The organism is Ochrobactrum sp. A-1 (genome assembly GCF_022488005.1).
Lineage (GTDB): Bacteria > Pseudomonadota > Alphaproteobacteria > Rhizobiales > Rhizobiaceae > Brucella.
In genome coordinates, this window is record NZ_JAKVQC010000004.1 from 590001 (window position 1) to 615444 (window position 25444).

Sequence of the window (25444 nt, forward strand, 5' to 3'; positions counted from 1 at the left end):
ATGAACTCACCGCGCCTCAAGGAAGGCAGCGTCCTGCGCATCGGTACCGAGACGCAGGATGGCCTGGACCGCATCGTGCGTGCAAGCATCTACAATCGCACGACCCATCTGGTGACCGTCGCCCTCAACGACCGGGGACAATATATTCCGTCTGACGAACCAGAACAGACTCCGCTCCTGCAGACAGCTTTCGACGGTAACGCCCTTCCGACAGCCATTCGAGGCAATCTGCCAAGTGTCTATGACGGGATCAGCCGTGCCGCGCTTGCCTATGGCATGTCGGAGACGATGCGCGAACAGCTCGTCAAGATGCTGGCAAGCGATGTCGATCTCCAGTCGCGGCTGTCGCCGAGCGATCAGATCGACGCATTCTTCTCGCTGCCGGACGACCCCGACAAACCGGAAGCCGATTCGCAGCTTCTGTATGTATCGGCCAATTTTGGTGGAACAACCCGCAAATTCTATCGCTATCAGGCCCCGGACGGCAGCGTCGATTACTTCAATGGCGACGGCAAGAGTGCGAAGCAGTTCCTGCTCCGTAATCCGGTTCCCAATGGTGTATTCCGCTCACCGTTCGGCATGCGCCGCCATCCGATCCTTGGCTATAGCCGCATGCATACCGGCGTGGACTGGGCTGCACCGCGCGGCACGCCAATCATCGCTTCCGGTAATGGCGTGGTGGAGAAGGCGGGCTGGACCAACGGTTATGGCAACCAGACCCTGATTCGCCATGCCAATGGTTATGTAAGCAGCTATAGCCACCAGAACGCCATCGCCCGCGGTGTTACCGCCGGTGCGCGCGTGCGGCAGGGACAGGTGATCGGCTATGTGGGGTCGACGGGTCTTTCGACCGGTCCTCACCTTCACTACGAAATGATTGTGAACGGCACCAAGGTCGATCCGCTGCGCATTCGTCTACCCGACAACAAGGCCCTTTCGGGCAAGGATCTTGAAGCCTTCAAGCAGGAACGGGATCGCATTGACACGCTTTTGAACAGCGATGAAAACGGTACCAAGCTTGCCTCGAACGGATCGACGAAGAGCTGATAAAGAGAAAGGCCGGGGACATGCCCCCGGCCTTTTCTTTGAAATTACAGGAATGCCTATAGCAGGGCGCTAAGATGCTAGCGCGTCACGCCCTGAAAATGCTCAATCGCCACACGGCTTAACCAAGCCTCGATGCGAAAAGCTCAACGAGACTTGGTATTACTCGGTAAACTCGACCGTTACGCCAGCTTTCACCAGCTTTGCCAGCTCTTCTGCATCCCAATTGGTCAATCGGACACAGCCATGACTTGACGTCTTGCCGATTCTCGATGGTTCCGGCGTACCGTGAATGCCGTAAGTCGGCTTTGAAAGCGCAATCCAGACCGTTCCGACCGGCCCATTCGGTCCCGGCGGAATGGTCAGCACCTTGTCGTTATTGCCCTGCTTGAAGTTGATCTTCGGATTGTAGGTGTAGTTCGGGTTGATCGCGATGCGCTCGACCTGAACGATGCCGGATGGCGACGGATTGTCCGACGAACCGATCGTCGACGGATAGGCAACGACCAGCTTGCCGGTTTCGTCGTAGCCGCGAACCTGCTTACGTCCCTTGTCGGCGATAATGCGGGCCACCTTGGTCCGGACAGGTTTCCCAAGATTGGGAATCTTCACAATCGAGCCGGGCTGGTTGAAGTTCACGCCGGGATTGATCTCTTTCAGATAGGCCTCGTCTATATGAAACTTTTCGCCCAGCATTTCGGTCACCGATGTATAGGCCATCGCCGGCAGCTGCGCTTTGTGAGCGTAATCTTCTGGAATCGACGCAACATATTGTCGACCAACGTCCTCATTGGTGATCGTGTATTCCGTAAAAGCTGGACCGCCGGTGGCTTCTAACTCGGCATTGACAGCTGCTTCATCCGTTGGATTGATCGACTTTCCTGTCAATTCGCCGTAAGCCGCCGCCGCCTTGTCGACATTGCTGCCCGAGCGACCGTCAATTACGCCCGGCGATGCACCGGCGCGGTCGAGGAGTATCTGGAAGGCTGCGATCTTTGCCTTTGCGCCCTGCCCCTTCGGCATTTCGATGGCCGGGGCCATGTCGCCTGGATCGGGAACGCCCCTTGGCTGTTCATAACCCGGCTGGCCGTAATCCTGCTGCCCGTCATAGCCGGGATTAGCGCTGGCTGAATTCGTGTTGGTATTGTCAGGATACTGATCGCCAGCGGGAGGCAGTTCCGAGCGCTGCACCTGTCCATCCCGGTTGCCGCCATATTGTGGCGCCGCCGGAGCGTCCGGGTAATAGTTCGGGTCTTCGGGCACATTACCGAAGCCGTCATAGGGCGCGCCACCGTCGACCGGACCATCGAGTGTCCAGTTGTCGTCTGGCTGCGGCGCACGACGAACCCGACGGTCATAGGCGTTCGGGTCATAATTATTGGCGTCCTCGACACTGAGAATGCGCCCGCGACGATCCATGGTAACGCGGCGGCCATACTGGTCGATAAAAACCCGTACCCGGCGATCATGATAGATTTCTTCACCCGGATCATAAAGCTGCGCAAGCTGTACCGGGCGTTCGGTAGCCGCTGCAGAACTGACTTCCTCTGCGCGCGCAATACCGTTGAAGGCAGTTACCGCAACGGAAGCGAACAAAGCGAAACGAAGCATGCGTGTGTAATGCGCCATGAAGAATGCCCTGGGTGATCGAGAGATCATGGATGCCGCTAATATGGTTAACAACTGATTAGTTGATAGAGCAGATGCCAGATGAACTGGACATGAAAATGGCCGACATCGAAGGAAAGCCAGAAAACTTGTCAGGACAGATATGAAAAAGGCGCCGCAACCTATCCGGTTGCGACGCCCAGCCTTCAACTCAAGAACGTTCAGGCGTTCTCACCGACCTTCTGGTCTTCATCTTCAAGCGCACCGCGAACCGGACGGAAGTTGAGCCTATCCGAACCGGCGGTAATCTTGACGATGGAACCATCCAGAATGTCGCCCAGAAGGATGCGCTCGGCGAGCGGGTCCTGAACTTCCTTCTGGATGACACGCTTCAACGGACGTGCGCCATAGGCCGGGTCGTAACCCTTGTTGGCCAGCCATTCGCGTGCATCCTCTTCCAGCTGCAGCACGATCTTGCGATCGGTCAGAAGCATCTGGAGACGCTGCATTTGAATATCGACAATCGCACCCATGTCTTCGCGGCGCAGCCGGTGGAACAGGATGATTTCATCGACACGGTTCAGGAATTCCGGACGGAAGGCAGCCCGCACCACGCCCATCACTTCGTCACGAACCGACTCGACATCGTCCTTCTCGCCAAGATTGACGAGATACTCGGCACCGAGATTCGAGGTCATGATGATGACCGTATTGCGGAAATCGACCGTACGGCCTTGCCCGTCAGTCAGGCGTCCGTCGTCCAGCACCTGCAACAGCACGTTGAACACGTCCGGATGCGCCTTTTCGATCTCATCGAACAGGATCACCTGATAAGGCCTGCGACGAACCGCTTCCGTCAGAACGCCACCTTCTTCGTAGCCGACATAGCCGGGAGGCGCGCCGATCAGTCGGCTCACGGAATGCTTTTCCATGAACTCCGACATGTCGATACGCACCATGGCCGTATCGTCCTGAAACAGGAATGAAGCAAGCGCCTTGGTCAGTTCCGTCTTACCGACGCCCGTGGGGCCGAGGAAGATGAACGAGCCGATAGGCCGGTTGGGGTCCTGAAGCCCGGCGCGCGCACGGCGAACCGCCTTAGAGATAGCCTGAACCGCCTCGCCCTGCCCGACGACCCGTTTCGCGAGTTCATCTTCCATGCGCAGCAGCTTCTCACGCTCGCCTTCCAGCATCCGGTCGACTGGGATACCGGTCCAGCGCGAAATGATCTGCGCGACGTGGTCAGGCGTAACAGTCTCTTCAAGCAGAGAACCCTTGTTTTCATGGCTTTCGGCTTCGACAAGCTGCTTTTCCAGCTGCGGAATCTTGCCATAGGCCAGTTCGCCTGCCTTCTGGAATTCGCCGCTGCGCTGCGCGATGGCAAGGGCATTGCGCGCCTCTTCAAGCTGACGCTTGAGATCGGCGGCAAGTCCAAGCTTCTGCTTTTCAGACTGCCATTTCGACGTCAGTTCCGCCGATTCCTCTTCCAGATCGGTCAGTTCCTTTTCGAGGCGCTGGAAACGATCCTTGGAAGCAGCGTCGGTTTCAACCTTCAACGCTTCGCGCTCGATCTTCAACTGCATGATGCGACGGTCGATTTCATCCAGCTCTTCCGGCTTGGAATCAACCTGCATGCGCAGGCGCGATGCCGCCTCGTCGACAAGATCGATTGCCTTGTCGGGCAGAAAACGGTCGGTGATGTAACGGTTCGACAAGGTCGCCGCAGCAACCAGAGCCGAATCCGAAACGCGCACCTTGTGATGCTGCTCGTATTTTTCCTTCAGGCCACGCAGGATCGAAATCGTGTCCTCGACTGTCGGTTCATCGACGAATACCGGCTGAAAGCGACGGGCAAGCGCTGCGTCCTTCTCGACATATTTGCGGTATTCTTCCAGTGTCGTCGCGCCGACGCAGTGCAGTTCACCACGTGCAAGAGCAGGCTTCAAAAGGTTCGATGCATCCATGGCGCCATCGGATTTGCCTGCGCCGACAAGCGTGTGCATTTCATCGATGAAGAGGATGATCTGGCCAGCAGCCGTCTGCACTTCCGAAAGCACCGCTTTCAGACGTTCTTCAAACTCACCGCGATATTTGGCACCGGCAATCAGCGCTCCCATATCGAGCGCCATCAACTGCTTGTCCTTCAGGGATTCGGGCACGTCGCCATTGACGATGCGAAGCGCCAGACCTTCCGCAATTGCGGTCTTGCCGACGCCCGGCTCGCCGATCAGCACCGGATTGTTCTTGGTGCGGCGCGACAGAACCTGAATCGTGCGGCGAATTTCCTCGTCACGACCGATCACAGGATCGAGCTTGCCTGCCCGCGCATCCTCGGTCAGATCGCGAGCATATTTCTTCAACGCATCATAATTGCTTTCAGCGGACGCCGAATCGGCGGTGCGGCCTTTGCGCATATCGTTTATGACCTTGTTGAGCGCCGTCGGGGTCACACCGGCAGCGGAAAGAATTTCAGACGTCTTTGCGGATTTTTCCATCGCCAGCGCCGTCAGCAGGCGCTCGACGGTGACGAAGCTGTCACCGGCCTTGCTTGCAAGTTCCTCGGCAAGCGAGAAGACCTTGGCAAGCGGCTGCGATAAATATAGCTGGTCGTTGCCGCCCGACACTTTGGGCAGCTTTTCGAGCGCGTTCTGCAGACCGGTGCGCACATCGGCAATGCGTCCGCCCGCACGTTCGATCAAGGATGAGGCAAGCCCTTCGTCATCATCGACGAGAACCTTCAACACGTGTTCCGGCGTGAATTGCTGGTTGCCCGACGACAGCGCAAAAGTCTGTGCAGACTGGATGAAGCCCCGGACGCGCTCTGTATATTTTTCGATGTTCATGATGTCTCCTTTGCCTTCCGGCCCGTCATGCGGCACCGAAAGATGTATGGTGACGAAGCCCCCACACTGGGCGGGCTTCTTTCCAAGACAGCATATGGGACGATGGCCGGGTTTCGGCAAGGGTTACAGGCACTTGCAAAACCAAATAAAAATGGCGCGGAAACCGCGCCATTTTAAACTCGATCAAGAGGAGACGTTTTAAGCGTCGGAATTTGCAGGTTCCGTCACTGGCGTCTCGTCACCGCTGTCCTTGGCGGCTCGACGCGGACGACCCGGGCGGCGCGTAGCGCGACGTGGTGCGGCTTCTTCGGCAGATGCTGCATCGGCAGCAGGAGCGGCTTCAACGACCACCGGTGATGCCTGTTCGGCCACGACTTCAACCGGAGCCGAAGCCTCTTCAGCCACCGGCTGAGCCTGCTTTTCCTGCGGCTGTTCATCCGAACGCTCGTCAGCGTTGAAGCGCTCACGCTGCGGACGGCGACCACGACCGAGACGACGATCACGATTGTCGCGTTCGCGCGGCTGCTGGCGACCTTCGCCGGACTTTACCGGCTCGCCACCATCTTCGCCGTAGACGACCTCGGCAGGAGTGCCTTCGATAACCGGCTGCGGACCGGAACCGTTGACGGGCTGCGGCTGTGCTGCGACAGGCGTGAAACCTGCTTCTTCATCATCCGAACCGTCATCGTCAAAGGTTTCTTCGCGCTGGAACGGCACTGGATTCTGCGCCATGGCAGCCATGATGATGCGATTGTAATGTTCGGCGTGCTGAAGATAGTTTTCTGCCATCACGCGATCGCCAGATGCCTGTGCGTCCCGCGCAAGTGTCGAGTATTTTTCTGCAATATGTTGCGCATTGCCACGGATCTTCACATCCGGGCCATTGCTTTCGTAATTGCGCGACAGAGGATTGGGGCCCTTGCGGTTATTGTTGTTGTTATTATTGTTATTCCCCCGTCCGCGCATGCGCCTGTTCTGCTGTGCTGGCCTCATATTCATCTCTTTTCAGATTAAAGGGCGTAGAAACTCCACAGCCAAAAAAGCTGCCGGTTTCACGCTATCGAACCATGGAGGAAGTACGCCCTAAAAACTTCCCACAAATCGACTGCTCCTGAGTTAGGTACACCTCTATGGGTCACCGAAACTCCGCGGTTGCATTAATGCATAACCACTCCGAAAAGCTTTGCTCTTCGAGATTATGCTTGAAAGTCGAGTACTTCCGCACAAGCCATCCCCAAAGAACCCTCCGGGGAGCATGACCAAAAATCGTCATGGAGCATTTCCGCCACCGCCCATCAGCGGGCAAAACCATTCTGGCTGTATACGGTGGCCGGAAACTAAACGGCTTCGCCGCAAATTCCAAGTGTTTTTTAGCGGTTCGCCGCATCAAAATTACGTATTTGATTTGTGCGCGAAAAGCATGGCCCTTCTGTGGCCGCCAAGATCGCTCGCATCTCCTGCGAGAGAAAAACCTGCGCTTTCGAACAGCGCCTCAACATCCTGGAATTGTCCGGCGCCGATCTCTACGGCAACCATTCCACTCTTATATAGGTGATCTGCCGCCTTCTGTGCAAGGGCTCTGTAGAAATTCAGTCCATCGGCACCGCCATCAAGTGCGGCAAGCGGATCATGTTCGCGCACTTCGCGCGACAATCCCGCAATATCTTCATGCGGAATATAGGGCGGGTTTGAGACGATAAGATGAAACCGTCCGCTCACATACTGGAACCAGTCGCTTTTAAGTGCGGCAAAGCGGTCGCCTACGCCATTGGCGACTGCATTGATTCGCGCCATTGCCAGCGCACCGTCGGCCATGTCGAGGCCGATGCCATGCGCATGTTCGAAGCGATGGAGAAGCGAAATGACGATCGCGCCCGTTCCGGTGCCCATATCGAGAAGCTCAAGCGTGCTGTTCTGTCCCGCAAGCGCCTCCAGCGCCGGAATGACCAGCTCCACCAGAACTTCCGTATCGGGACGTGGTTCAAGCGTCGCGGCAGAAAGCCGGAAAGGCAGGCCAAAAAACTCGCGCGTGCCTATGATGCGATGCACCGGCTCGCCTGCGGCCCGGCGCTCCAGTGCAGACCGAAGCGCCGCGACACGTTCGTCATCAATCAGCTTTTCCGGCGTAGAAATCAGATCGAGTCGAGTTGCCCCCGTCACCCATTCGACCAGCAGCCGCGCGTCGAGATCGGGTGTATCGAGCCCCACGTCCCGAAGCTGTTTCCGGGCGGCGCTCATTAGTGTGTCGAGGCGTTCGCCGCTCACGCTCAGGCGCCCAGCTCGGTCAGCAGTGCGGTCTGGTGATCAGAAATCAGCGCATCGACCAGTTCGTCCAGATCACCTTCCATAACCCGGTCGAGCTTGTAGAGCGTCAGATTGATGCGATGATCGGTGACGCGCCCCTGTGGAAAATTATAAGTGCGGATACGCTCGGAGCGATCACCTGAACCGACCTGACTGCGGCGCGATTCGGAGCGTTCGGTTTCTGCCTTCTGGCGCTCCATATCATAAAGGCGTGCACGGAGAATCTGCATGGCGCGTGCACGGTTCTGGTGCTGGGATTTTTCAGCCTGAACGACCATAATGCCGGTCGGAATATGTGTGATGCGAACCGCCGAGTCGGTCGTGTTCACGTGCTGCCCGCCGGCACCTGACGCCCGCATCGTATCGATGCGGATATCTTCATTGCGGATCTCGATATCGATATCCTCGGCTTCAGGTAGGACTGCGACGGTTGCAGCCGAGGTGTGAATACGGCCACCCGCTTCCGTTTCAGGCACACGCTGCACGCGGTGCACACCTGATTCGAACTTGAGCTTGGAGAACACGCCCTTGCCGGAAACTGTGGCGATGATTTCCTTGTAACCGCCAGCATCGCCTTCGCTGGCCGAGACCAGTTCGACCCGCCAGCCTTTTTCGGCGGCATAACGCTCATACATACGGAACAGATCACCGGCGAACAGTGCCGCCTCCAGACCGCCCGTACCAGCCCGAATTTCCAGAATGGCGTTCTTCTCGTCGGCTGCATCCTTCGGCAGCAGCAAAATCTGGACTTCCTGTTCCAGCGTCTCGATGCGCTTTTCGACTTCCGGCAGTTCTTCCAGAGCCAGCGCGCGCATCTCTGCATCCGTAGAGGCATCGTCACGCATGGCCGCCAGATCAACTGCTTCCTTGCGGGCGTCCGTCAGTTCGCGAATCTTGCCGACTACCTCCTGCAACTCGGAATATTCAGATGCGAGCTTCACATAGGTTTCCGAATCCGGATTATTGGCCATCTGGCTTTCGATCATCGAGAACCGCTTCAAGAGCTGGTCCATCCGGTCCTGCGGCAATGCGATCATGTCATGTCCTAAAATTTGTCAGCGGCGTGCAAGAATGCAAAACGAAACGCCGCGCAATCCTGCACCGCGACCGTTCGGTCAGATCAATCTGCTTCGCTATAACGGAATATCGTTGTCTTCGGCAAATCTCATCAACAGTTCGCGCAATGAATGCGCGCTGTTCGGCTTGTCCAGCTCTTCCGCCAGCAAGGCCGTAAGCTTGCCCGCGTCCAGCGCATCGAGCATGGCCTTGACCGGGCCAATTGCCGCCGCAGACATCGAGATCGACCGAAACCCGATGCCGACCAGCGCCATGGCTGGAAGCGGCCTGCTGGCCATTTCACCGCATAGGGTAACCGATTTGCCGTGGCGATTGCCGGTTTCCACGATGAAGCGCAGTGCCCGCAGGAATGCAGGCGAAAGCTGGTCGAAGCGACCCGACATCAGCGAGTTGCCACGATCCGTCGCCATGAGAAACTGGAACAGATCATTTGAACCGACGGAGATGAAATCGACGAGCGACATCAGTTCCTCAAGCTGCCACAGCAGCGACGGCACCTCGATCATCGCTCCCAGTTTCAGACACATCGGCAACTGATGGGCGAACCGCGACAGGTGACGGACCTCACGATCGATGATCTCGCGCGCGGCCTTCACTTCGCTGACTTCCGTAATCATCGGCAGCAGGATTTTCAACTCACGGCCGCCCGCCGCCTTCAAAAGCGCCCTTAGCTGGGTGCGCAGCAGCCCCGGACGGTCGAGCGTCAGACGGATGGCGCGCCAGCCAAGTGCCGGATTTTCTTCCTGCACTGTCGAACTGAAATAAGGGAGGACCTTGTCTCCACCAATATCCAGCGTCCGGAAAGTCACCGGCTTGTCGCCTGCCGCCTCAATGACCGAGCGATAAAGACGTTCCTGCTGTTCGGCACGCGGGAATGTCGAGGCCACCATGAACTGAAGTTCGGTGCGAAACAGGCCAATCCCTGCCGCACCCGAAGCCGACAGTTGCGGCAGATCGACGAGAAGCCCGGCATTCATCAGAAGCGATATATCGACACCATCCTTGGTGACAGATGGCTTGTCCCGCAACTCACGATAATGAGCCTGACGCCGCGCCCGGAACCGAACCTTTTCGGCGTAAGCCGTTTCCAGATCGGACTGCGGGCGCAAATGCATGATGCCTTCATCGCCATCGACAATTGCCGCATCGTTGTTTTCGGCCATGGATACAATGCCCTTGGCCTGGCCAACGACCGGAATGCCCATTGCTCGGGCCACGATCACGACATGGCTCGTGGCTGCGCCATCTTCCAGAACCACACCGCGCAAACGCTCGCGCGGATAATCCAGAAGTTCGGCAGCACCCATCGAACGGGCGACAATGATCGCGTCCTTGACCAGCGATTCGGCGATGGTCTTGATGTCACGCCCCATGAGCTGGCGCAGCAGACGGTTCGCGAGATCATCGAAATCCGACAGGCGCTCACGCATATAGGGGTCGGTCAGATGCACCATGCGCGCACGTGTGTCGCTCTGCACCTTTTCGACCGCCGCCTCGGCGGTCAGACCGTTGTGAATGGCTTCTTCCAGACGCCGCACCCAACCGCGATCATGGGCAAACATGCGATAGGCTTCGAGCACTTCGCGATGCTCGCCCTCCGCCGCCACATCGCGGCGCGACAGCATGTCATCGATGGATATGCGCAAGCTGCCAAGCGCTTCGTCCAGCCGGTTCAGCTCTGCCTGGCTATCCTCGTTGAAAAGATTGGTGACGACGATGCGCGGCTCATGCAGCACCACATGGCCAAGGCCGATACCGTCGTTGAAAGCCTGTCCTGTCACGCTCATCGGGCGACCGAGATCAAGCTCTATGCCCGGACGGGCCAGACGTAGCCCGTCCCCGGTCGCGATGATTTCGGCAAGGACCATGGCGGTGGTTTCAAGTGCTTCGACCTCGTCTTCCCGATAAGCCCGCTTGGTCTTGTTCTGGACGACAAGAACGCCCAAAGTGCGGCCAGCGCGCAGGACGGGAACGCCGAGGAAGGAATTATAGGCCTCTTCACCCGTTTCCGGCAGATAGGCGAAAGCTGGATGGCTTTGCGCATCGGTCAGATTGAGAGGACGGGCGCTTGCGGCAATCGTGCCAACCAGACCCTGACCGAGGCGAAGCTGGGCAAGGTGGACTGCCTGCGGATTGAGACCTTCGGTCGCGTAAAGCTCTAGGACGCCATCAGCGCGCAATATATAGAAGGAGCAGACTTCCGCGACCATATTCTGGGCGATTTCACGAACGATCCGGTCGAGGCGCGCCTGCGGTTCCAGCGGCTCTGCCATCAATTCGCGCAACCGCTTAAGCAGTACGCGGGGACCGGTTGTCAGCTCACGCATGATCGTCGGGGGCTCCTTCAAAATTGCTGACGTGCGTTCCGCCAGCCGATTCCCAATACCCGCCCGCGAAGCGTTACGCCAACCCCTTTGTGAGCATTTTTGACACCCGCGTCCAGAACAAATAGTCGCTGCTCGCAAAATGTTGCAGGGCCGCGCACCCTTTCGGCCGCGCGGCCCTGCATACAACTCTGTTTCAAATGGAAACTAAACTGGCTGACTACTTGTCGAGGCCATAGACCGCATGCAGCGTGCGCACGGCCAGTTCCGCATAAGGGCCGTCGATCAGGATAGAAATCTTGATTTCAGACGTTGTGATGGCGCGAATGTTGATGCCCTTTTCGGCCAGCGCCTTAAAGGCGGTAGCAGCAACGCCCGCATGGCTGCGCATGCCGATACCGATGACCGAAATCTTGGCGAGGCCGGTTTCGGACTGGATATTGTCGAAGCCGATCTCGCCCTTGACCTTGTCCAAAACCTTCAGGGCCTTGTCGACATCACCGGTTGGAATGGTGAAGGTCATATCGGTCTTGGAGCCGTCTTCCGACACATTCTGCACGATCATGTCGACATTGATGTGCTCTTCGGCGAGCGGCCCGAAAATAGCTGCCGAAACGCCCGGCCGGTCGGCCACGCGCCGCAGCGAAATCTGAGCTTCATCCTTCGCAAAGGCGATACCTGTGACGACCTGCTGTTCCACGATTTCATCCTCGTCGCAAATAAGGGTTCCGGGCGGGTTGATCGGATCACCCATGCCCGGCGCATCTGGGTCCGTAAAGCTCGAGCGCACGAAAGTGCGCACCTTGTGCACCATGGCGAGTTCGACCGAACGCACCTGCAGAACCTTGGCACCAAGCGATGCCATTTCCAGCATTTCCTCGAAGGAAATCTTCGAAAGACGCTTTGCCTTCGGCTCCACGCGCGGGTCGGTGGTGTAGACGCCATCGACATCCGTATAAATATCGCAGCGATCAGCCTTCACACCGGCAGCGATGGCGACGGCAGACGTATCCGAGCCGCCGCGCCCGAGCGTTGCCACGCGGTTGTCAGGACCAATGCCCTGGAAACCGGCAACAACGGCAACCTGTCCCATTTCCATGCGGCGGACGATTTCCGAGCCGTCGATGTCCTGAATACGGGCAGCGCCATGGGCATTGTCGGTCTTGATCGGGATCTGCCAGCCCTGCCACGAACGTGCGTCGACACCGATGGACTGAAGCGCAATCGCCAGAAGCCCGCTGGTCACCTGCTCGCCGGAAGCGACGATGGTGTCATATTCGCGGGCATCGTAGAAAGGCGAGCTTGCGCCGCAGACTTTCGGTATATTCTGTACCCAGCCGACCAGCTCGTTGGTCTTCCCGGACATGGCCGAAACGACGACGGCAACCTGATTGCCCGCCTCGACCTCGCGTTTGACGTGGCGCGCCACATTATAGATGCGTTCCAGATCGGCTACCGAAGTGCCGCCGAATTTCATCACGATGCGCGCCATTTAAGGTTACGTCCCGCTGTTTAGAAAAATTACACTCTCACCTGCCCAAACCTTATATTGTTGCGACAGGCAAACCCGGGGTCACATAGCTAAAATGCCGCTCTTCCGCAAGGCCGCGATTCGTATCGGGCCCCTTGAGAGCGAAATTGATTTGTTCCTTGACTTTGGAGTACTACCTTGAGAGCAGAACTGCACGCTTCCGCCGCTGGAGAATGAAATGACCGAGACCGCCCGCACCACCATCGACGCTTCGGAAATCGAGCATTTTTCGCGCATCGCCGCGGAATGGTGGAATCCGCAGGGCAAGTTCCGTCCCTTGCACAAGTTCAATCCGACACGGCTTGCCTATATCAAGGAAAAGATCTGCGCCAAGTTCAATCGCGATCCCAATGCGCCGCGCCCCTTCGAGGGCCTGCGCCTACTCGATATCGGCTGCGGCGGCGGGCTTCTCTGCGAACCGATGGCGCGCCTCGGCGCAACCGTGATCGGAGCGGATGCCTCCACGACAAACATCGAAGTGGCGAAAATCCACGCCGCACAAAGCGGTCTCGACATCGATTATCGCGCCACGACCGCAGAAGCACTGGCCGAGGCCGGTGAAAAATTCGATGTGGTCCTCAACATGGAAGTGGTCGAGCACGTCTCCGACGTTGACCTGTTCATGTCGGCAACGAGCGAAATGGTAAAGCCCGGCGGACTGATGTTCGTCGCCACAATCAACCGCACGCTGAAGGCTTACGGTCTGGCAATCATCGGCGCGGAATATGTCCTGCGCTGGCTGCCGCGCGGCACTCATCAATATGAAAAGCTGGTTCGCCCGGCAGAACTCGAATCCGCACTTGCGAAAGGCGGTCTGCGTCTCATCGACAAGCTTGGCGTAACCTATAATCCGCTGGCCGACAGCTGGAGCCGCTCCCGCGACACCGATGTGAACTATATGGTGCTTGCCGAACGCCCCGCCTGATCCAATCAGCCTCTTTGCGCGCGCGTTGTCATGGCAACGCCTGCGCAGATGACCAGCGCCCCGATCCAGGTCAGCGGCGGATAGTGTTCGCCGAGAAACAGTGTTCCCGAAATAAGCCCCAGTGCGGCTGCGACATAGCCGATCTGGCTAAGATAGACCGGCCCGCCAACCGCCTGTAACCGGAAGAACAGGGCGAACATGCCAGCCGACGCAATCGACTGGGCCAGTGCAGCCCATGGCGCGAATGCAAGTGTTTCAATCGGAAACTGGCCGGTGAATATGAATATTCCAGCAAAAAGCATCAGTGCTGATGCGAGATGGCTTCCGGCTGCAAGCTCGGTCGGATCGGAGTTCTTCGGCCAATCGAGCGTGCGATAGACATTGCCGATGGCGAGAAACACAGGAATGAGCAATGCAGCGGCGATCCACAATGGATCGGCTGGTTTCCCCACCTCGCCGCGCGTCATCGCCACCATCACCGCGCCGATAAATCCGGCGGCGATACCACCGATCCCCAGCGCATTGGGACGCCGCAGTCCGAACCCCATAGACAGAACGAGCGTGATAACCGGAGAGAGCGTGTACATGATGCCGGTAAAACCCGCTCCAAGGCGCGGAATGGCAGAAAGAATGAGAAGATTGGGCACGGCATAGGAGATGAACGCGGTGCAGATATAGTAACGCAGTCGCCCGCCTGAAAAGCCGATCTTCTTTCCCTGCAGGAGAAGAACAGCGAACAGAATGATCCCTGCACTCGCCGAGAACAGAAATGTCCAGATCGCGGGCGGAATACCGGCCTGCGCGGCGATCTTGCCGAGCGGCAGGATGAGGCCCAGCAAGGTGCCGGTTGCAATCAGCAAAAAAGGCGCAGAATCCGTCAGTTTCATGCGCCTTGTCCCCTATGCCGGCAATCAGTTCTTATCTTCTGGAAATACCGGCAGCGGCAGAACGTCGACACCGTCTTCAAGCAGCGAATGCACATCCTCGCGCGACGCTTCGCCATAGATACCACGCGTTTCGGTCTCGCCGAAATGAATCTTCCGGGCTTCTTCGGCAAATTTGTCGCCGACATAATCCGCATTCTCACGAACCTTGCGGCTCAACTCCCGCATTTCGTCCAATATCTGCTTTTGCGTATCGCCCAACGCCATGGCAATCTTTTCCTTGCCGCGACTTGTCGAGACCGCAGGCGCCATCAGCGACTTCTGAACGGCCTGCGAATTGCACACCGGACAAGCGACAAGCTTCCTTTCCGACTGACGGTCGAAATCGGCATTGTCGCGAAACCAGCCCTCGAATTCATGGCCGTGATCGCAATGAAGCGAAAAGCGGATCATGGAACTTACGCATCCTCTTTCTGTTTCGCGGAGCAAGTCCGGACATCGAACTCCCGCGCATTCTTCAGGTTCGGTATCTTGCCGCGTGCAGCAGCGCTTTCCGCCACGTCGATGTCGGCCAGAATGACACCCGGTTCATCGTGATCGGCCTCGGCGAGAATCTTGCCCCATGGTGAGACGATGATCGAATGACCATAAGTTTCCCGCCCATCCTCATGCAGACCGCCTTGCGCGGCAGAGATCAGGAATGCACCATTTTCGATGGCACGCGCACGCTGCAAGACGTGCCAGTGGGCTTCTCCTGTCTGTTTCGTGAAGGCAGCCGGGCCGGTGATCACATTGGCACCGGCAAGCGCCTGGGCACGGAACAATTGCGGAAAGCGGATATCGTAGCAGATCGCCATGCCGAGATTTGCGAAAGGCAGTTCGGCAACGACAGTTTCCTTGCCCGGCTCATAGGTCGCCGATTCGCGCCAGCTTTCACCATTGTCCAGATCGACGTCGAACATGTGAATCTTGTCATAGGTGACGAGTTTCTCACCCGAAGGCGTGAAAATTCCGGCGCGATTGGCAATCTTGCCATCACCGGCATCGATGGCGGTTGAACCGATGTGAAGGAAGATACCGTGTTTCGCCGCCAATGCCGAAGCTGCCTTGAAGACCAGATCATTGGCTTCATCACGCAGGCTCGCCTTGAAGGCTGCACGATCACGCATCATCGCGCCGGTCATTTCCGGCGATTGCACATAAGCCGCGCCCTTTGCTGCCGCTTCAGCGACGAATTTCTCCAAAGCCTCGATATTGCGGACAACATCTGTGCCGGAACGCATCTGTACTGCAGCAGCGCGGAACGTGTTCATCGGTTTCTCCCCCTTTATATTCTAGGCCAATTCGCCAGTCTTGAGCAGGCCGTCCAACTTACCCTGATCTTCCAGCGCGAAAAGATCATCGCATCCGCCGACATGAACAGGCCCGACGAAAATCTGCGGGAAGGTGTTACGGCCCGAACGCTCTTGCATTTCAGCGCGCAATTCCGGCGATGCGCCTGCATCGATTTCATTAAAGGCAACACCCTTGCGAGTCAGAAGATCCTTCGCCCGAGTGCAGTAAGGGCAACCGATACGCGTGTAGATCGTTACATCAACCATTATAAACTCCAATCGTTTTGGCCACTATATAAGCGGCAAAAGCGCCATCTGAAAGCCCTGACGCTTTTCACGAGCCTGTGTAGCCGATTATCGGGTTCAATCCGGGAGAACACGGCTGAACGTCAGCACATCGACGCTTTTTGCTCCGCCGCGCAACAGGGCCCGCGTCACCGCCTTGACTGTAGCGCCGGTCGTATAGACGTCGTCGATCAGCAGAACCCGTCGCCCACGAACATGAATCTCGTGTTCCTGCGGCACACGAAACGCGCCGTCCACATTGCGCTTTCGCTCCTTGATGCCAAGACCGATCTGCTGTTCGGTCCGGCGCACACGCTTCACGCCTTGCGGTGCAAAGGGTTTCGCCTCCAGTTTTGCCAAGGCGCGGGCAAGTTCCGCCGACTGGTTGAAGCGCCGCTGCCAGAACCGCCAGCGATGCAGGGGCACTGGCAGTATCACGTCACATTCATCCAGCAATTCGCGGCCCGCGCGCTGCATCCAGCGCGCCATCCACGGAGCCAGATCGGTCCGGTCATGAAACTTGAGCGAAACCGCCATGCGCTGTGCCGCCCCTCGGTGCAGGACGGCAGACCGGAGACGCCGGAAAGGTGGAGGATCGGCAATCGCCTCCGCACTCATGAAATTCTCACCGAAATCGTGACTGAAAGGTATGCCCAGCACAGGACAGTAGGGCTTTTCTATAAAGCGCAGCTCCGGCCAGCATTTCGGGCACAGCGTCCCCGGTTCGGACACATGCATCCGACAGCCGATACATGTCGGCGGAAACAACATGTCCGCCGACGAGCGAACAGCCCTGCCAGCCAACAGCCGAAACCTTTCGCCCGCGTTGCGCAAAAAGGTTTGATGCGTTCTATCGTCATCCGCCATTGCATTCGCCCCCGTTCGAATGCATCTATCCCCGCAACGATTGTACTGAACCTTGCTCGAAAGAGAAGACGGATTCCATGCCTGCGCCGACTGATGATAGCGCGATCTTTGATCGCGATCTCCTGCTCTCGTTTCGCCGCCGCGCTTTTGCGCGCGCCGAACCCGGCGCGGATTTCCTGTTGCAGCGCATTGCCGACGATCTCGCTGATCGTCTCGACGCAGTGGAGCGCCATTTTCCCGTCGCCGTCGATCTGGCTGGCCATACCGGCGCAGCGGCTGCAGCCATAGCACAGACTGGCAAGGCCAACCTGATTGTCCGCATCGAACGCGACAGGGATTTTTTGCAGGGTTCATTCCCGGCTATTGTCGGCGATGAGGAGATACTTCCGCTGAAATCCGGCAGCGTCGATCTTGTCGTGTCGCTGATGGCGCTTCATGCCACCAACGACACGCCGGGCACAATGGTGCAGATCGCCCGCGCCCTGAAGCCGGACGGACTTTTTCTGGCCGCCCTGAGCGGCAGCGGAACGCTGGGTGAATTGCGCGAAAGTCTGCTTCAAGCAGAAATCGAATTGACGGGCGGCGCCTCGCCGCGCGTTTTCCCGTTTCCGGACGTACGCGATGTGGGCGGCCTTCTGCAACGTGCAGGCTTCGCCCTGCCTGTAACCGACGTCGATAACATCACAGTGCGCTACGATTCGCTGTTCAATCTGATGGCCGATCTGCGCGCCATGGGGATGCAGAACATCCTGCATGATCGGTCCAGAAAGCCGGTTTCAAAACGCCTTTTCCTGCGTGCCGCTGAAATCTACGCAGAACGGTTCTCCGATCCGGACGGGCGCATCCGCGCCACTTTCTCCGTCATCTGGCTATCGGGCTGGGCGCCGCATGAATCGCAGCAAAAGCCATTGAAGCCCGGCTCTGCAAAAGCATCGCTCGCGGAAGCGCTGAAAAAGGCTGAGGAAGAATAAAGCATGCCTCCCAAAAGCGGGAACCCGTTTTGGGAATAAAGGCATGTGAAAGACGGCTAACAATCGCCGTGGTGGCTGCCGTTTGTCTCAATAATGCAGACGGAATTCGGACTTGACTGAAGCACGCTCTTGCGCACTGTATAGGTCTGACCTGCCGCGTGCGGCTGATTGCCGGCATCACGTTTGATCGAACCGGTCATGGTGCGATCGATCCCGGCCGGGAGCACTGACTGGGCTGCAACCTTGTTTGCCTGATCGTTGAGAACCGGCACAATGATGAGAGCCAGAGCGACAACGGCAGAGCCGAACAATAGCACAACGCGCAGGATTCCACGACCAGCCTTCGTTAGCGGCTTGGCCGTATATTCGTTGTGATCGGCACTGAAATAATTGTTGTCGAAACTCATGCTTCAAGACTCCGGGGCGGCTCGTAAACGAGAATGCCTCAACGGAGTGAATCATAGATTAACCGGCCAGCGGAATCGTAAGAAATTGCCAACCTTTTTCCACAGTTGTGGGCAGTGCTCTCTTTACAGAAGATCCAACAGGAACGGGATCAGCGGTTCGTCGGCCGGCGGCATCGGATAGTCGCGCATATCCTTCGGGCGAACCCATTTGAGTGCCTGCCCTTCAAGCCCTCGCGCGATGCCTTCATAACGACGGCAGACATAGAGCGGCATCAGCAGATGGAAGTCATCATAGGTGTGGCTTGCGAATGTCAGTGGCGCAAGGCAGGCCACCTTCGTGGTGATGCCGATTTCTTCCTGCAATTCGCGGATCAGCGTTTCTTCCGGTGTTTCACCAGGCTCCACCTTGCCGCCAGGAAACTCCCACAGCCCGGCAAGCTGCTTGCCTTCCGGGCGCTGCGTCAGCAGAACGCGGCCATCCGAATCCACCAATGCGCAAGCTGCGACCAGAAGAATGCGCCGTCCCTTTACCTCGGTCATTTGTCGTTGCTCTCCCGATAGGCATAGCGATAGGCTTCCAGAAAGCCGAAGCTCTCGTAAAGAGCAAGTCCGGCGACGTTGTCCGCCTCGATCTGCAGCCATGCCGTCTTCGCACCGAGCTTTGCGGCCCATTTGAGCGCAGAACCGACAATCGCATGCCCATACCCCTTGCGCCTTGCGTCGCGCAGGGTTCCGACATCGAACAGACCTGCCATCACACCGTCCTGCACACACAGCAGGTTGGACACAGCGCGACCACCTTCCTCAAGCACGAACATGCCCTTGTTCGGGCGAACGCTGTTGAGAAGCTCGGAAAATCCGGGCCGCATATCCTCCGGTCTTTCATGGATCGAAAGCGAGGCATCCACGAAACGCCCGATATCCTTCAAGGGTATCTGGTCGATGGCGCCCGACAGATCGAGTTCCTCGAGATTCGCCGTCATCACGATGGTTTCGTCCCGGCGCTTCCAGCCAAGTCCTTCCAGATAATCCTCAAGCTCGAGCGGCGCGAGTGGCGAAAGCCTGAAGCAGGGAACACGGCCATAGGCGCGAAAACGCTGTGCCGCCAGTTCCACACGCGTTGGAATATCACGCGTGTCGCCGGGATCGAGCGGGTTAATCGAGTTGAGACGCCGGGATGGATGCGCTGCGGTCATGCGTATCGCCCAGGTGCCGTCATAGTGGACCGACGTGGCGGGCCAGGCACGGAAGCCGACGGCTTCAAGCTGGCGTACGATAGCGAGACTTGGGGTGCTGGTTTTTTCCATCACTTCGATCAACTTCTGTAATCGCCGTTGATGGCAACATATTCCTTGGTGAGGTCGCAGGTCCAGACCGTTGCCTTGCCCTTGCCTATCCCCAGATCGACGCGAATATGAATATCCTCGCCCTGCATATAGGCGGACGTCGCTGCTTCCGAATAGGCCGGATCACGCTCGCCCTGATGCGCAACGCGAATATCGCCGAACCAAATCGCAAGCAGGTCACGATCGGCGGGTTCGCCAGCCTTGCCGACAGCCATGACCACGCGGCCCCAATTGGCGTCTTCGCCAGCGACAGCCGTCTTGACCAGCGGCGAATTGGCGATGGAAAGCGCAATTTTCTTGGCAGAAGCTGCAGACTTTGCGCCCGTCACTTCCACTTCCACCATCTTGCGTGCGCCCTCACCGTCGCGCACGACCTGCAGCGCCAGCGACTTCAGGAGGCGGCCGAGCGCCTTCTTGAATTCACCAAGGCGCTTGTCTGCGGGATCGGTGATCTCAGGTGCGCCGCGTTCTGCCGCCGCACCGGTGGCGAACAACATCAGCGTGTCCGACGTGGATGTGTCACTATCCACTGTCACAGCATTGAAGGTCGAGCCAACGCCCTTGGAGAGCAGGCTCTGCAACACGTCAGCCTTGATCGGTGCATCAGTGACGACGAAGGAAAGCATCGTCGCCATATCCGGGGCGATCATGCCCGCCCCCTTGGCGATACCGTTGATCGTGACCGGCACCTGACCGAGCAGCACCGTTTCGGTCGCAACCTTCGGATAGGTATCCGTGGTCATGATCGCCTTGGCGGCTTCGGTCCAGAAATCCTCGACCGCATCCTTGTTCATGTCGCCAAGCAGATGCGCGAATTTGCTTGCATCGAGCGGTTCGCCAATCACGCCCGTTGACGCCAGAAAGACATCTGTTGTGGCGCAACCGACCGCCTTGGCGGTGGCTTCAGCCGTTGCTTCCGTCGCTTCACGACCCTTGACGCCGGTAAAGGCATTGGCGTTGCCGGAATTGACGACGACCGCGCGGGCCTTTCCGTGCACGAGATTGCGTCGGCAGAAATCGACCGGCGCCGATGGGCAGAGCGAACGAGTAAAGACCCCTGCGGCTTCTGCCGGTCGGTCGAAGACCATCAACATCACATCCGTTCGCCCCTTATACTTGATCCCGGCAGCAGCGGTGGCAATGCGTACGCCATGAACGACCGGCATTGTGGGGTAGTGTTTGGGAGCGAGCGGAGAAACAGACGCGGACATATGTGCCTCGATGGAATGCGGTTTCGTAGAAAACCCGAAAATCGTAATACCCAGCAAACGGCGCCACGCAAATTTCGGATTCAAAATATGACGCGCGCATTGGAAAGGTTTGCAGGCCAAAATCAAGCGGGAAACGCGAGATCGAAATAAAAAACGCCCCGGCAAGCCGGGGCGTTGATATTTAACGCCAGTTTTTACTGCTGCGGAGCAGCCTCTTCCGGCGCGTCTTCCTTGTCCGCGCCTTCCTGGGCTGCTGCGGCATCCTTCATGGCTTTCTCGACAGCCGGGTCCTTGTAGTCGATCTTCATGCCGTCACGCAGCTTCTTGACGGTTTCGACATAACGCTCGCGCATGATGATCGAACGGATCTGATCCTTGACCTGATCGAATGCCGGTGGCTGCTTGGTGCGACGATCTTCGAGCTGGATCACGTGGAAACCGAACTGTGTCTGAACCGGCTCCTTGGTGTATTCACCCGGCTTGAGCGCAAAGGCGGCCTTTTCGAATTCAGGCACCATCTGGCCTTCGGCGAAATAACCGAGATCGCCGCCATTAGCTGCCGTGCCGTCGGTCGAGCTTTCCTTGGCGAGGTCCTCGAACTTGGCGCCGCCTTCAAGCTTCTTGATGATGGCTTCGGCTTCTTCCTTGGTCTTCACGAGGATGTGACGAGCGCGCACTTCCACCTGCGGCGGCATGGCTGCGATTTCCTTGTCGTAGCGCGCGCGCACATCTGCATCACTGATCTTGTCGACAACGGCATCCTTGAAATATTCGTTATGGAGAGCGCGTTCACGCAGGAATTCCATACGATCCTTGAATTCCTGGGACTGATCGAGCTTTTCCTTTTCCGCTTCACCAGCCATCGCCTTGATGTCGATCAGGGCGGCAAGCGCAGCCAGACGGCGCTGATCGGCGGGAAGACGCGAGAACTGCGGGTCAAGATCGCCTGCAGCCTGATCGACTGCACCAACAGTGATGTCCTTGCCGTTGACGGTCGCCAGAACCTTGGACGGATCTTCCTTTTCTGCAGGGGCTGCAGCCGGTGCGGCAGCAGGCTTTTCAGCATCCTGTGCGAATGCGGCGCCTGAGTAGCTTGCCAGCGCCACCGAGGCCGCCAGAGACATGCCGACGACAGCGAGAGCCTTGCGATAAGGGGCTTTCAGAATGGCTTTCATATGGAATTCTCTCCTTCGTGACCGCTTACCGGCCCGATGAATGCGGCAGAATTTGGCCCGGATACCTCCAATATTGCAACAAAGGAAAGGTTTTCCAGCCCTTAGAGCAACGTTGACATCGCCCGAAGCCCCTCTTATCTGTCCTTCGGCTTTACGTCCAGTAAGCGGTGGGGGAATTGCGCCGGAAATGCGCCGTATCTGGCAGCTTTCATAGCGCAGTTTTCTTGCAATTGTTTCAATACGCGTGAATAAAGCATTCGACATTGCCGGAAGCACTTCCGGCTGAACGGACAGGAAAGGACCAGTGATGGTCAGCTTTGGCGGCCTCGCCCGCAAGATATTCGGTTCATCCAATGACCGCCGCGTTAAAACCCTGCGCCAGCGGGCCAATCAAATTACTGCTATCGAGAAGAATTACGAAAATCTTACCGATGAGCAGCTGCAGGCCAAGACCGCCGAGTTTCGCGCGGCGCTGGCTGACGGCAAGACGCTCGACTCTCTTCTGCCAGACGCTTTCGCCACGGCACGTGAAGCCGCGAAGCGCGTGCTCGGCATGCGCCCGTTTGACGTGCAGCTGATCGGCGGCATGGTTCTGCACGAACGCGGCATCGCCGAAATGCGCACCGGTGAAGGCAAGACCCTGATGGCAACCCTGCCGGTCTACCTCAATGCGCTTGAGGGCAAGGGCGTGCACGTGGTGACGGTTAATGACTACCTCGCCACCCGCGACGCCGAAACCATGGGCAAGCTCTACAACTTCCTCGGCCTGACCGTCGGCGTCATCAAGCACGGTCTCGACGATGATGAGCGTCGCGCTGCCTATGCCTGCGATATCACCTACGGCACCAACAACGAGCTCGGCTTCGATTATCTGCGCGACAACATGAAGTATGAGCGCGCCCAGATGGTGCAGCGTCCGCACAATTACGCCATCGTCGACGAAGTGGACTCGATCCTCATCGACGAAGCACGCACGCCGCTCATCATTTCCGGTCCGCTGGAAGATCGCTCCGACTTCTACAATCTCATCGACACCTTCATTCCAGCCCTTGAGCCGGAAGATTTTGAAATCGACGAGAAGCAGAAGACCGCGATCTTCACCGAAGTCGGCACCGAGAAGGTCGAGCAGCTTCTGGAAGCTGCAGGCCACCTCAAGGGTGAAAGCCTCTACGATATCGAGAATGTCGCCGTTGTTCACCACCTGAACAATGCGCTTCGTGCGCACAAGCTGTTCCAGCGCGACAAGGACTATATCGTCCGCAATGACGAAATCGTCATCATCGACGAGTTTACCGGCCGCATGATGCCGGGCCGCCGTTATTCGGAAGGCCTGCATCAAGCGCTGGAAGCCAAGGAACATGTGACCATCCAGCCGGAAAACCAGACGCTGGCCTCGATCACCTTCCAGAACTACTTCCGCATGTACAACAAGCTGTCGGGTATGACCGGTACGGCCGCAACGGAAGCGGAAGAATTCGGGAATATTTACGGCCTTGAAGTGCTCGAGATTCCGACCAATCTGCCGGTCAAGCGCATCGATGAAGACGATGAAGTCTATCGCTCCGTCGAGGAAAAATACCGCGCCATCGTGCGCGACATCCGCGCCTCGCACGAAAAGGGCCAACCGATCCTCGTCGGCACGACCTCGATCGAAAAGTCGGAACAATTGGCCGAACGTCTTCGCAAGGAAGGCATCAAGGACTTCCAGGTTCTGAACGCCCGCTATCACGAGCAGGAAGCCTATATCATTGCACAGGCCGGCGTGCCGGGGACTGTCACCATCGCCACCAACATGGCCGGTCGCGGTACCGACATCCAGCTCGGCGGCAATCTGGAAATGCGTGTCCGTCAGGAACTCGCCGATGTACCGGAAGGCCCGGAGCGCGATGCCAAGATTGCGGAAATCAAGGCCGATATTGCACATCTGAAAGAAAAGGCTCTGGCCGCCGGCGGGCTTTACGTTCTCGCCACCGAACGTCATGAAAGCCGCCGCATTGACAATCAGCTGCGTGGCCGTTCGGGCCGTCAGGGCGATCCAGGCCGCTCGAAGTTTTTCCTGTCGCTGCAGGACGACCTGATGCGCATCTTCGGTTCCGATCGCATGGACAGCATGCTGCAGAAGCTCGGCCTCAAGGAAGACGAAGCCATCGTCCATCCGTGGATCAACAAGGCGCTTGAGAAGGCGCAGAAGAAGGTCGAGGCGCGTAACTTCGAAATCCGCAAGAATCTTCTGAAATACGACGACGTGATGAACGATCAGCGCAAGGTGATCTTCGAACAGCGTCTGGAAATGATGGATGAAGAAGACCTGACCGAGATCGTCGGCGAAATGCGCCACGAGGTCATCGAGGACATGGTCTCGTTGCGCATCCCCAAGGATGCCTATGCGGAAAAGTGGGATATTGCCGGCCTGAAGGAAGACATCATCTCCAAGCTCAATCTCGACCTGCCGGTCGAAGACTGGGCCAAGGAAGAAGGTATCGCGGAAGAAGAGTTCGAAAACCGCATCAAGGAAGCCGCCGACAAGGCTGCTGCTGAAAAGGCTGAACGCTTCGGCCCGCAGATCATGACCTATGTCGAGAAATCGGTCATCATGCAGTCGCTGGACAATCTCTGGCGTGAGCATCTGGTCAATCTCGACCATCTGCGCTCGGTTGTCGGTTTCCGCGGTTATGCCCAGCGCGACCCGCTGAATGAGTACAAGACTGAAGCTTTCGAACTGTTCCAGTCGATGCTTGCGAACCTGCGTGAAGTGGTTATCGCGCAACTGATGCGTGTCGAGATCGTTCGCGAAGCTCCGCCTGAACCGGAATTGCCGCCGATGACCGGCCGTCACATCGACGGCACGACCGGCGAAAACGATTTCGATGAAGCGGCATGGTCCGAACATCAGCACGACGAGCGCAACGTGCCTGCTGCCGAACGCGATCCGGCCGACCCACGGACCTGGGGCAAGGTCAGCCGCAACGAACCATGCCCATGCGGCTCCGGCAAGAAATACAAGCACTGCCACGGCGCTTTCGAGTGATGTGAACGGGCTCAATCGTCGTCTCTATCAAACAACCCCGGCAAACCATTTGCCGGGGTTTGTTTTTTCAGCCGAGCAACTCATGTCGATGTATGTCGAAGGCAGTGATATGCCTTTATTTATTTTAGATATGTCAAATATAGATACCGTTTAGGAAATACTCACCATTCCTTGAAGTCTTGCGACCTTCGACAGATTAGACTTTTTCTTTTTCTCTTTATAAAGAACTCCTGTCTAAGGTTTCCATGCGCGCCAAAGGCAGCAAAGCATAGGCGCGAAA

21 protein-coding genes (1 of these 21 running past the window's edge) are annotated in these 25444 nt (G+C 57.6%); 4 read left to right on the top strand and 17 right to left on the bottom strand.

Translation table 11 applies throughout. From position 1 onward, the window contains the following. Window positions 1-1047, top strand: partial view of a M23 family metallopeptidase gene (locus tag MKS82_RS12415; RefSeq protein WP_109988534.1) — the 3' portion only. The gene continues 909 nt to the left of window position 1, outside the view; the window shows 1047 of its 1956 coding nt (coding positions 910-1956); its start codon lies beyond the left edge, outside the window; the stop codon is at window positions 1045-1047. A gap of 159 nt (window positions 1048-1206) precedes the next feature. Here the strand turns inward: MKS82_RS12415 and MKS82_RS12420 are convergent, their stop codons facing one another. The 7 genes from MKS82_RS12420 to MKS82_RS12450 all read right to left on the bottom strand — a co-directional run bounded on the left by MKS82_RS12420 (window position 1207) and on the right by MKS82_RS12450 (window position 12692). Continuing rightward, entirely contained in the window at window positions 1207-2673 is a 1467-nt protein-coding gene (locus tag MKS82_RS12420) for a L,D-transpeptidase (protein ID WP_109988535.1), read from the bottom strand. 200 nt (window positions 2674-2873) lie between these two features. Beyond that, window positions 2874-5495, bottom strand: a complete 2622-nt coding sequence (gene clpB / locus MKS82_RS12425; RefSeq protein WP_109988536.1) for an ATP-dependent chaperone ClpB — start codon at window positions 5493-5495, stop codon at window positions 2874-2876. Window positions 5496-5693: 198 nt separating this feature from the next. Next, window positions 5694-6488 carry a DUF4167 domain-containing protein gene (locus tag MKS82_RS12430; protein WP_109988620.1) on the bottom strand — a complete coding sequence of 265 codons (795 nt, stop codon included), beginning with the start codon at window positions 6486-6488 and terminating at the stop codon, window positions 5694-5696. 399 nt (window positions 6489-6887) lie between these two features. After that, window positions 6888-7733, bottom strand: a complete 846-nt coding sequence (gene prmC, locus MKS82_RS12435) for a peptide chain release factor N(5)-glutamine methyltransferase (protein ID WP_109988537.1) — start codon at window positions 7731-7733, stop codon at window positions 6888-6890. Between the two features lie 29 nt (window positions 7734-7762). After that, window positions 7763-8836, bottom strand: coding sequence for a peptide chain release factor 1 (prfA, locus tag MKS82_RS12440; protein WP_109988538.1), 1074 nt, complete (start codon window positions 8834-8836; stop codon window positions 7763-7765). Between the two features lie 96 nt (window positions 8837-8932). Then, entirely contained in the window at window positions 8933-11203 is a 2271-nt protein-coding gene (gene ptsP / locus MKS82_RS12445; RefSeq protein WP_061344453.1) for a phosphoenolpyruvate--protein phosphotransferase, read from the bottom strand. Between the two features lie 217 nt (window positions 11204-11420). Then, window positions 11421-12692, bottom strand: a complete 1272-nt coding sequence (locus MKS82_RS12450) for an aspartate kinase (protein ID WP_109988539.1) — start codon at window positions 12690-12692, stop codon at window positions 11421-11423. A gap of 217 nt (window positions 12693-12909) precedes the next feature. On the opposite strand from MKS82_RS12450, the gene ubiG reads away from it, so the two are divergent. Beyond that, window positions 12910-13656 carry a bifunctional 2-polyprenyl-6-hydroxyphenol methylase/3-demethylubiquinol 3-O-methyltransferase UbiG gene (gene ubiG / locus MKS82_RS12455; RefSeq protein ID WP_109988540.1) on the top strand — a complete coding sequence of 249 codons (747 nt, stop codon included), beginning with the start codon at window positions 12910-12912 and terminating at the stop codon, window positions 13654-13656. Between the two features lie 5 nt (window positions 13657-13661). Here ubiG and MKS82_RS12460 read toward each other — a convergent pair whose 3' ends face one another. The 5 genes from MKS82_RS12460 to MKS82_RS12480 form a co-directional block, all read right to left on the bottom strand. Beyond that, window positions 13662-14543 (bottom strand): DMT family transporter, encoded by an 882-nt coding sequence (locus tag MKS82_RS12460; protein ID WP_109988541.1) that lies wholly within the window; start codon window positions 14541-14543, stop codon window positions 13662-13664. A 24-nt stretch (window positions 14544-14567) separates the two neighbouring features. After that, complete coding sequence (locus MKS82_RS12465) at window positions 14568-14993, bottom strand: DUF1178 family protein (protein ID WP_109988542.1); 426 nt, start codon at window positions 14991-14993, stop codon at window positions 14568-14570. 5 nt (window positions 14994-14998) lie between these two features. Then, window positions 14999-15853, bottom strand: a complete 855-nt coding sequence (locus tag MKS82_RS12470; RefSeq protein WP_240578901.1) for a carbon-nitrogen hydrolase family protein — start codon at window positions 15851-15853, stop codon at window positions 14999-15001. 21 nt (window positions 15854-15874) lie between these two features. Next, on the bottom strand, window positions 15875-16141 hold the full coding sequence (gene grxC / locus MKS82_RS12475) for a glutaredoxin 3 (protein ID WP_109988544.1): 267 nt from the start codon (window positions 16139-16141) through the stop codon (window positions 15875-15877). A gap of 96 nt (window positions 16142-16237) precedes the next feature. Continuing rightward, window positions 16238-17026, bottom strand: coding sequence for a ComF family protein (locus MKS82_RS12480; protein ID WP_240578902.1), 789 nt, complete (start codon window positions 17024-17026; stop codon window positions 16238-16240). A gap of 77 nt (window positions 17027-17103) precedes the next feature. On the opposite strand from MKS82_RS12480, the gene MKS82_RS12485 reads away from it, so the two are divergent. Next, complete coding sequence (locus MKS82_RS12485; protein ID WP_109988546.1) at window positions 17104-17997, top strand: methyltransferase domain-containing protein; 894 nt, start codon at window positions 17104-17106, stop codon at window positions 17995-17997. A gap of 56 nt (window positions 17998-18053) precedes the next feature. Here MKS82_RS12485 and MKS82_RS12490 read toward each other — a convergent pair whose 3' ends face one another. From MKS82_RS12490 to MKS82_RS12510, 5 genes are all read right to left on the bottom strand, one after another. Continuing rightward, the gene (locus MKS82_RS12490; protein WP_240578903.1) at window positions 18054-18404 is read right to left on the bottom strand and encodes a hypothetical protein; all 351 of its coding nucleotides are present in this window, start codon (window positions 18402-18404) and stop codon (window positions 18054-18056) included. 123 nt (window positions 18405-18527) lie between these two features. Then, window positions 18528-18944, bottom strand: a complete 417-nt coding sequence (gene mutT / locus MKS82_RS12495) for an 8-oxo-dGTP diphosphatase MutT (protein ID WP_006467893.1) — start codon at window positions 18942-18944, stop codon at window positions 18528-18530. After that, on the bottom strand, window positions 18941-19711 hold the full coding sequence (locus MKS82_RS12500) for a GNAT family N-acetyltransferase (protein ID WP_109988622.1): 771 nt from the start codon (window positions 19709-19711) through the stop codon (window positions 18941-18943). Before MKS82_RS12500 ends, mutT begins: the two co-directional genes overlap by 4 nt. Before the next feature lie 8 nt (window positions 19712-19719). Next, window positions 19720-20961, bottom strand: coding sequence for a bifunctional glutamate N-acetyltransferase/amino-acid acetyltransferase ArgJ (argJ, locus tag MKS82_RS12505; RefSeq protein WP_109988621.1), 1242 nt, complete (start codon window positions 20959-20961; stop codon window positions 19720-19722). Window positions 20962-21155: 194 nt separating this feature from the next. After that, window positions 21156-22136: a peptidylprolyl isomerase gene (locus MKS82_RS12510; protein WP_109988548.1), complete on the bottom strand. Its 981-nt coding sequence runs from the start codon at window positions 22134-22136 to the stop codon at window positions 21156-21158. 307 nt (window positions 22137-22443) lie between these two features. Between MKS82_RS12510 and secA the strand changes: the two genes are divergently transcribed. Next, window positions 22444-25164 (top strand): preprotein translocase subunit SecA, encoded by a 2721-nt coding sequence (gene secA, locus MKS82_RS12515; RefSeq protein WP_109988549.1) that lies wholly within the window; start codon window positions 22444-22446, stop codon window positions 25162-25164. The last annotated feature ends 280 nt before the right edge of the window (window positions 25165-25444 follow it).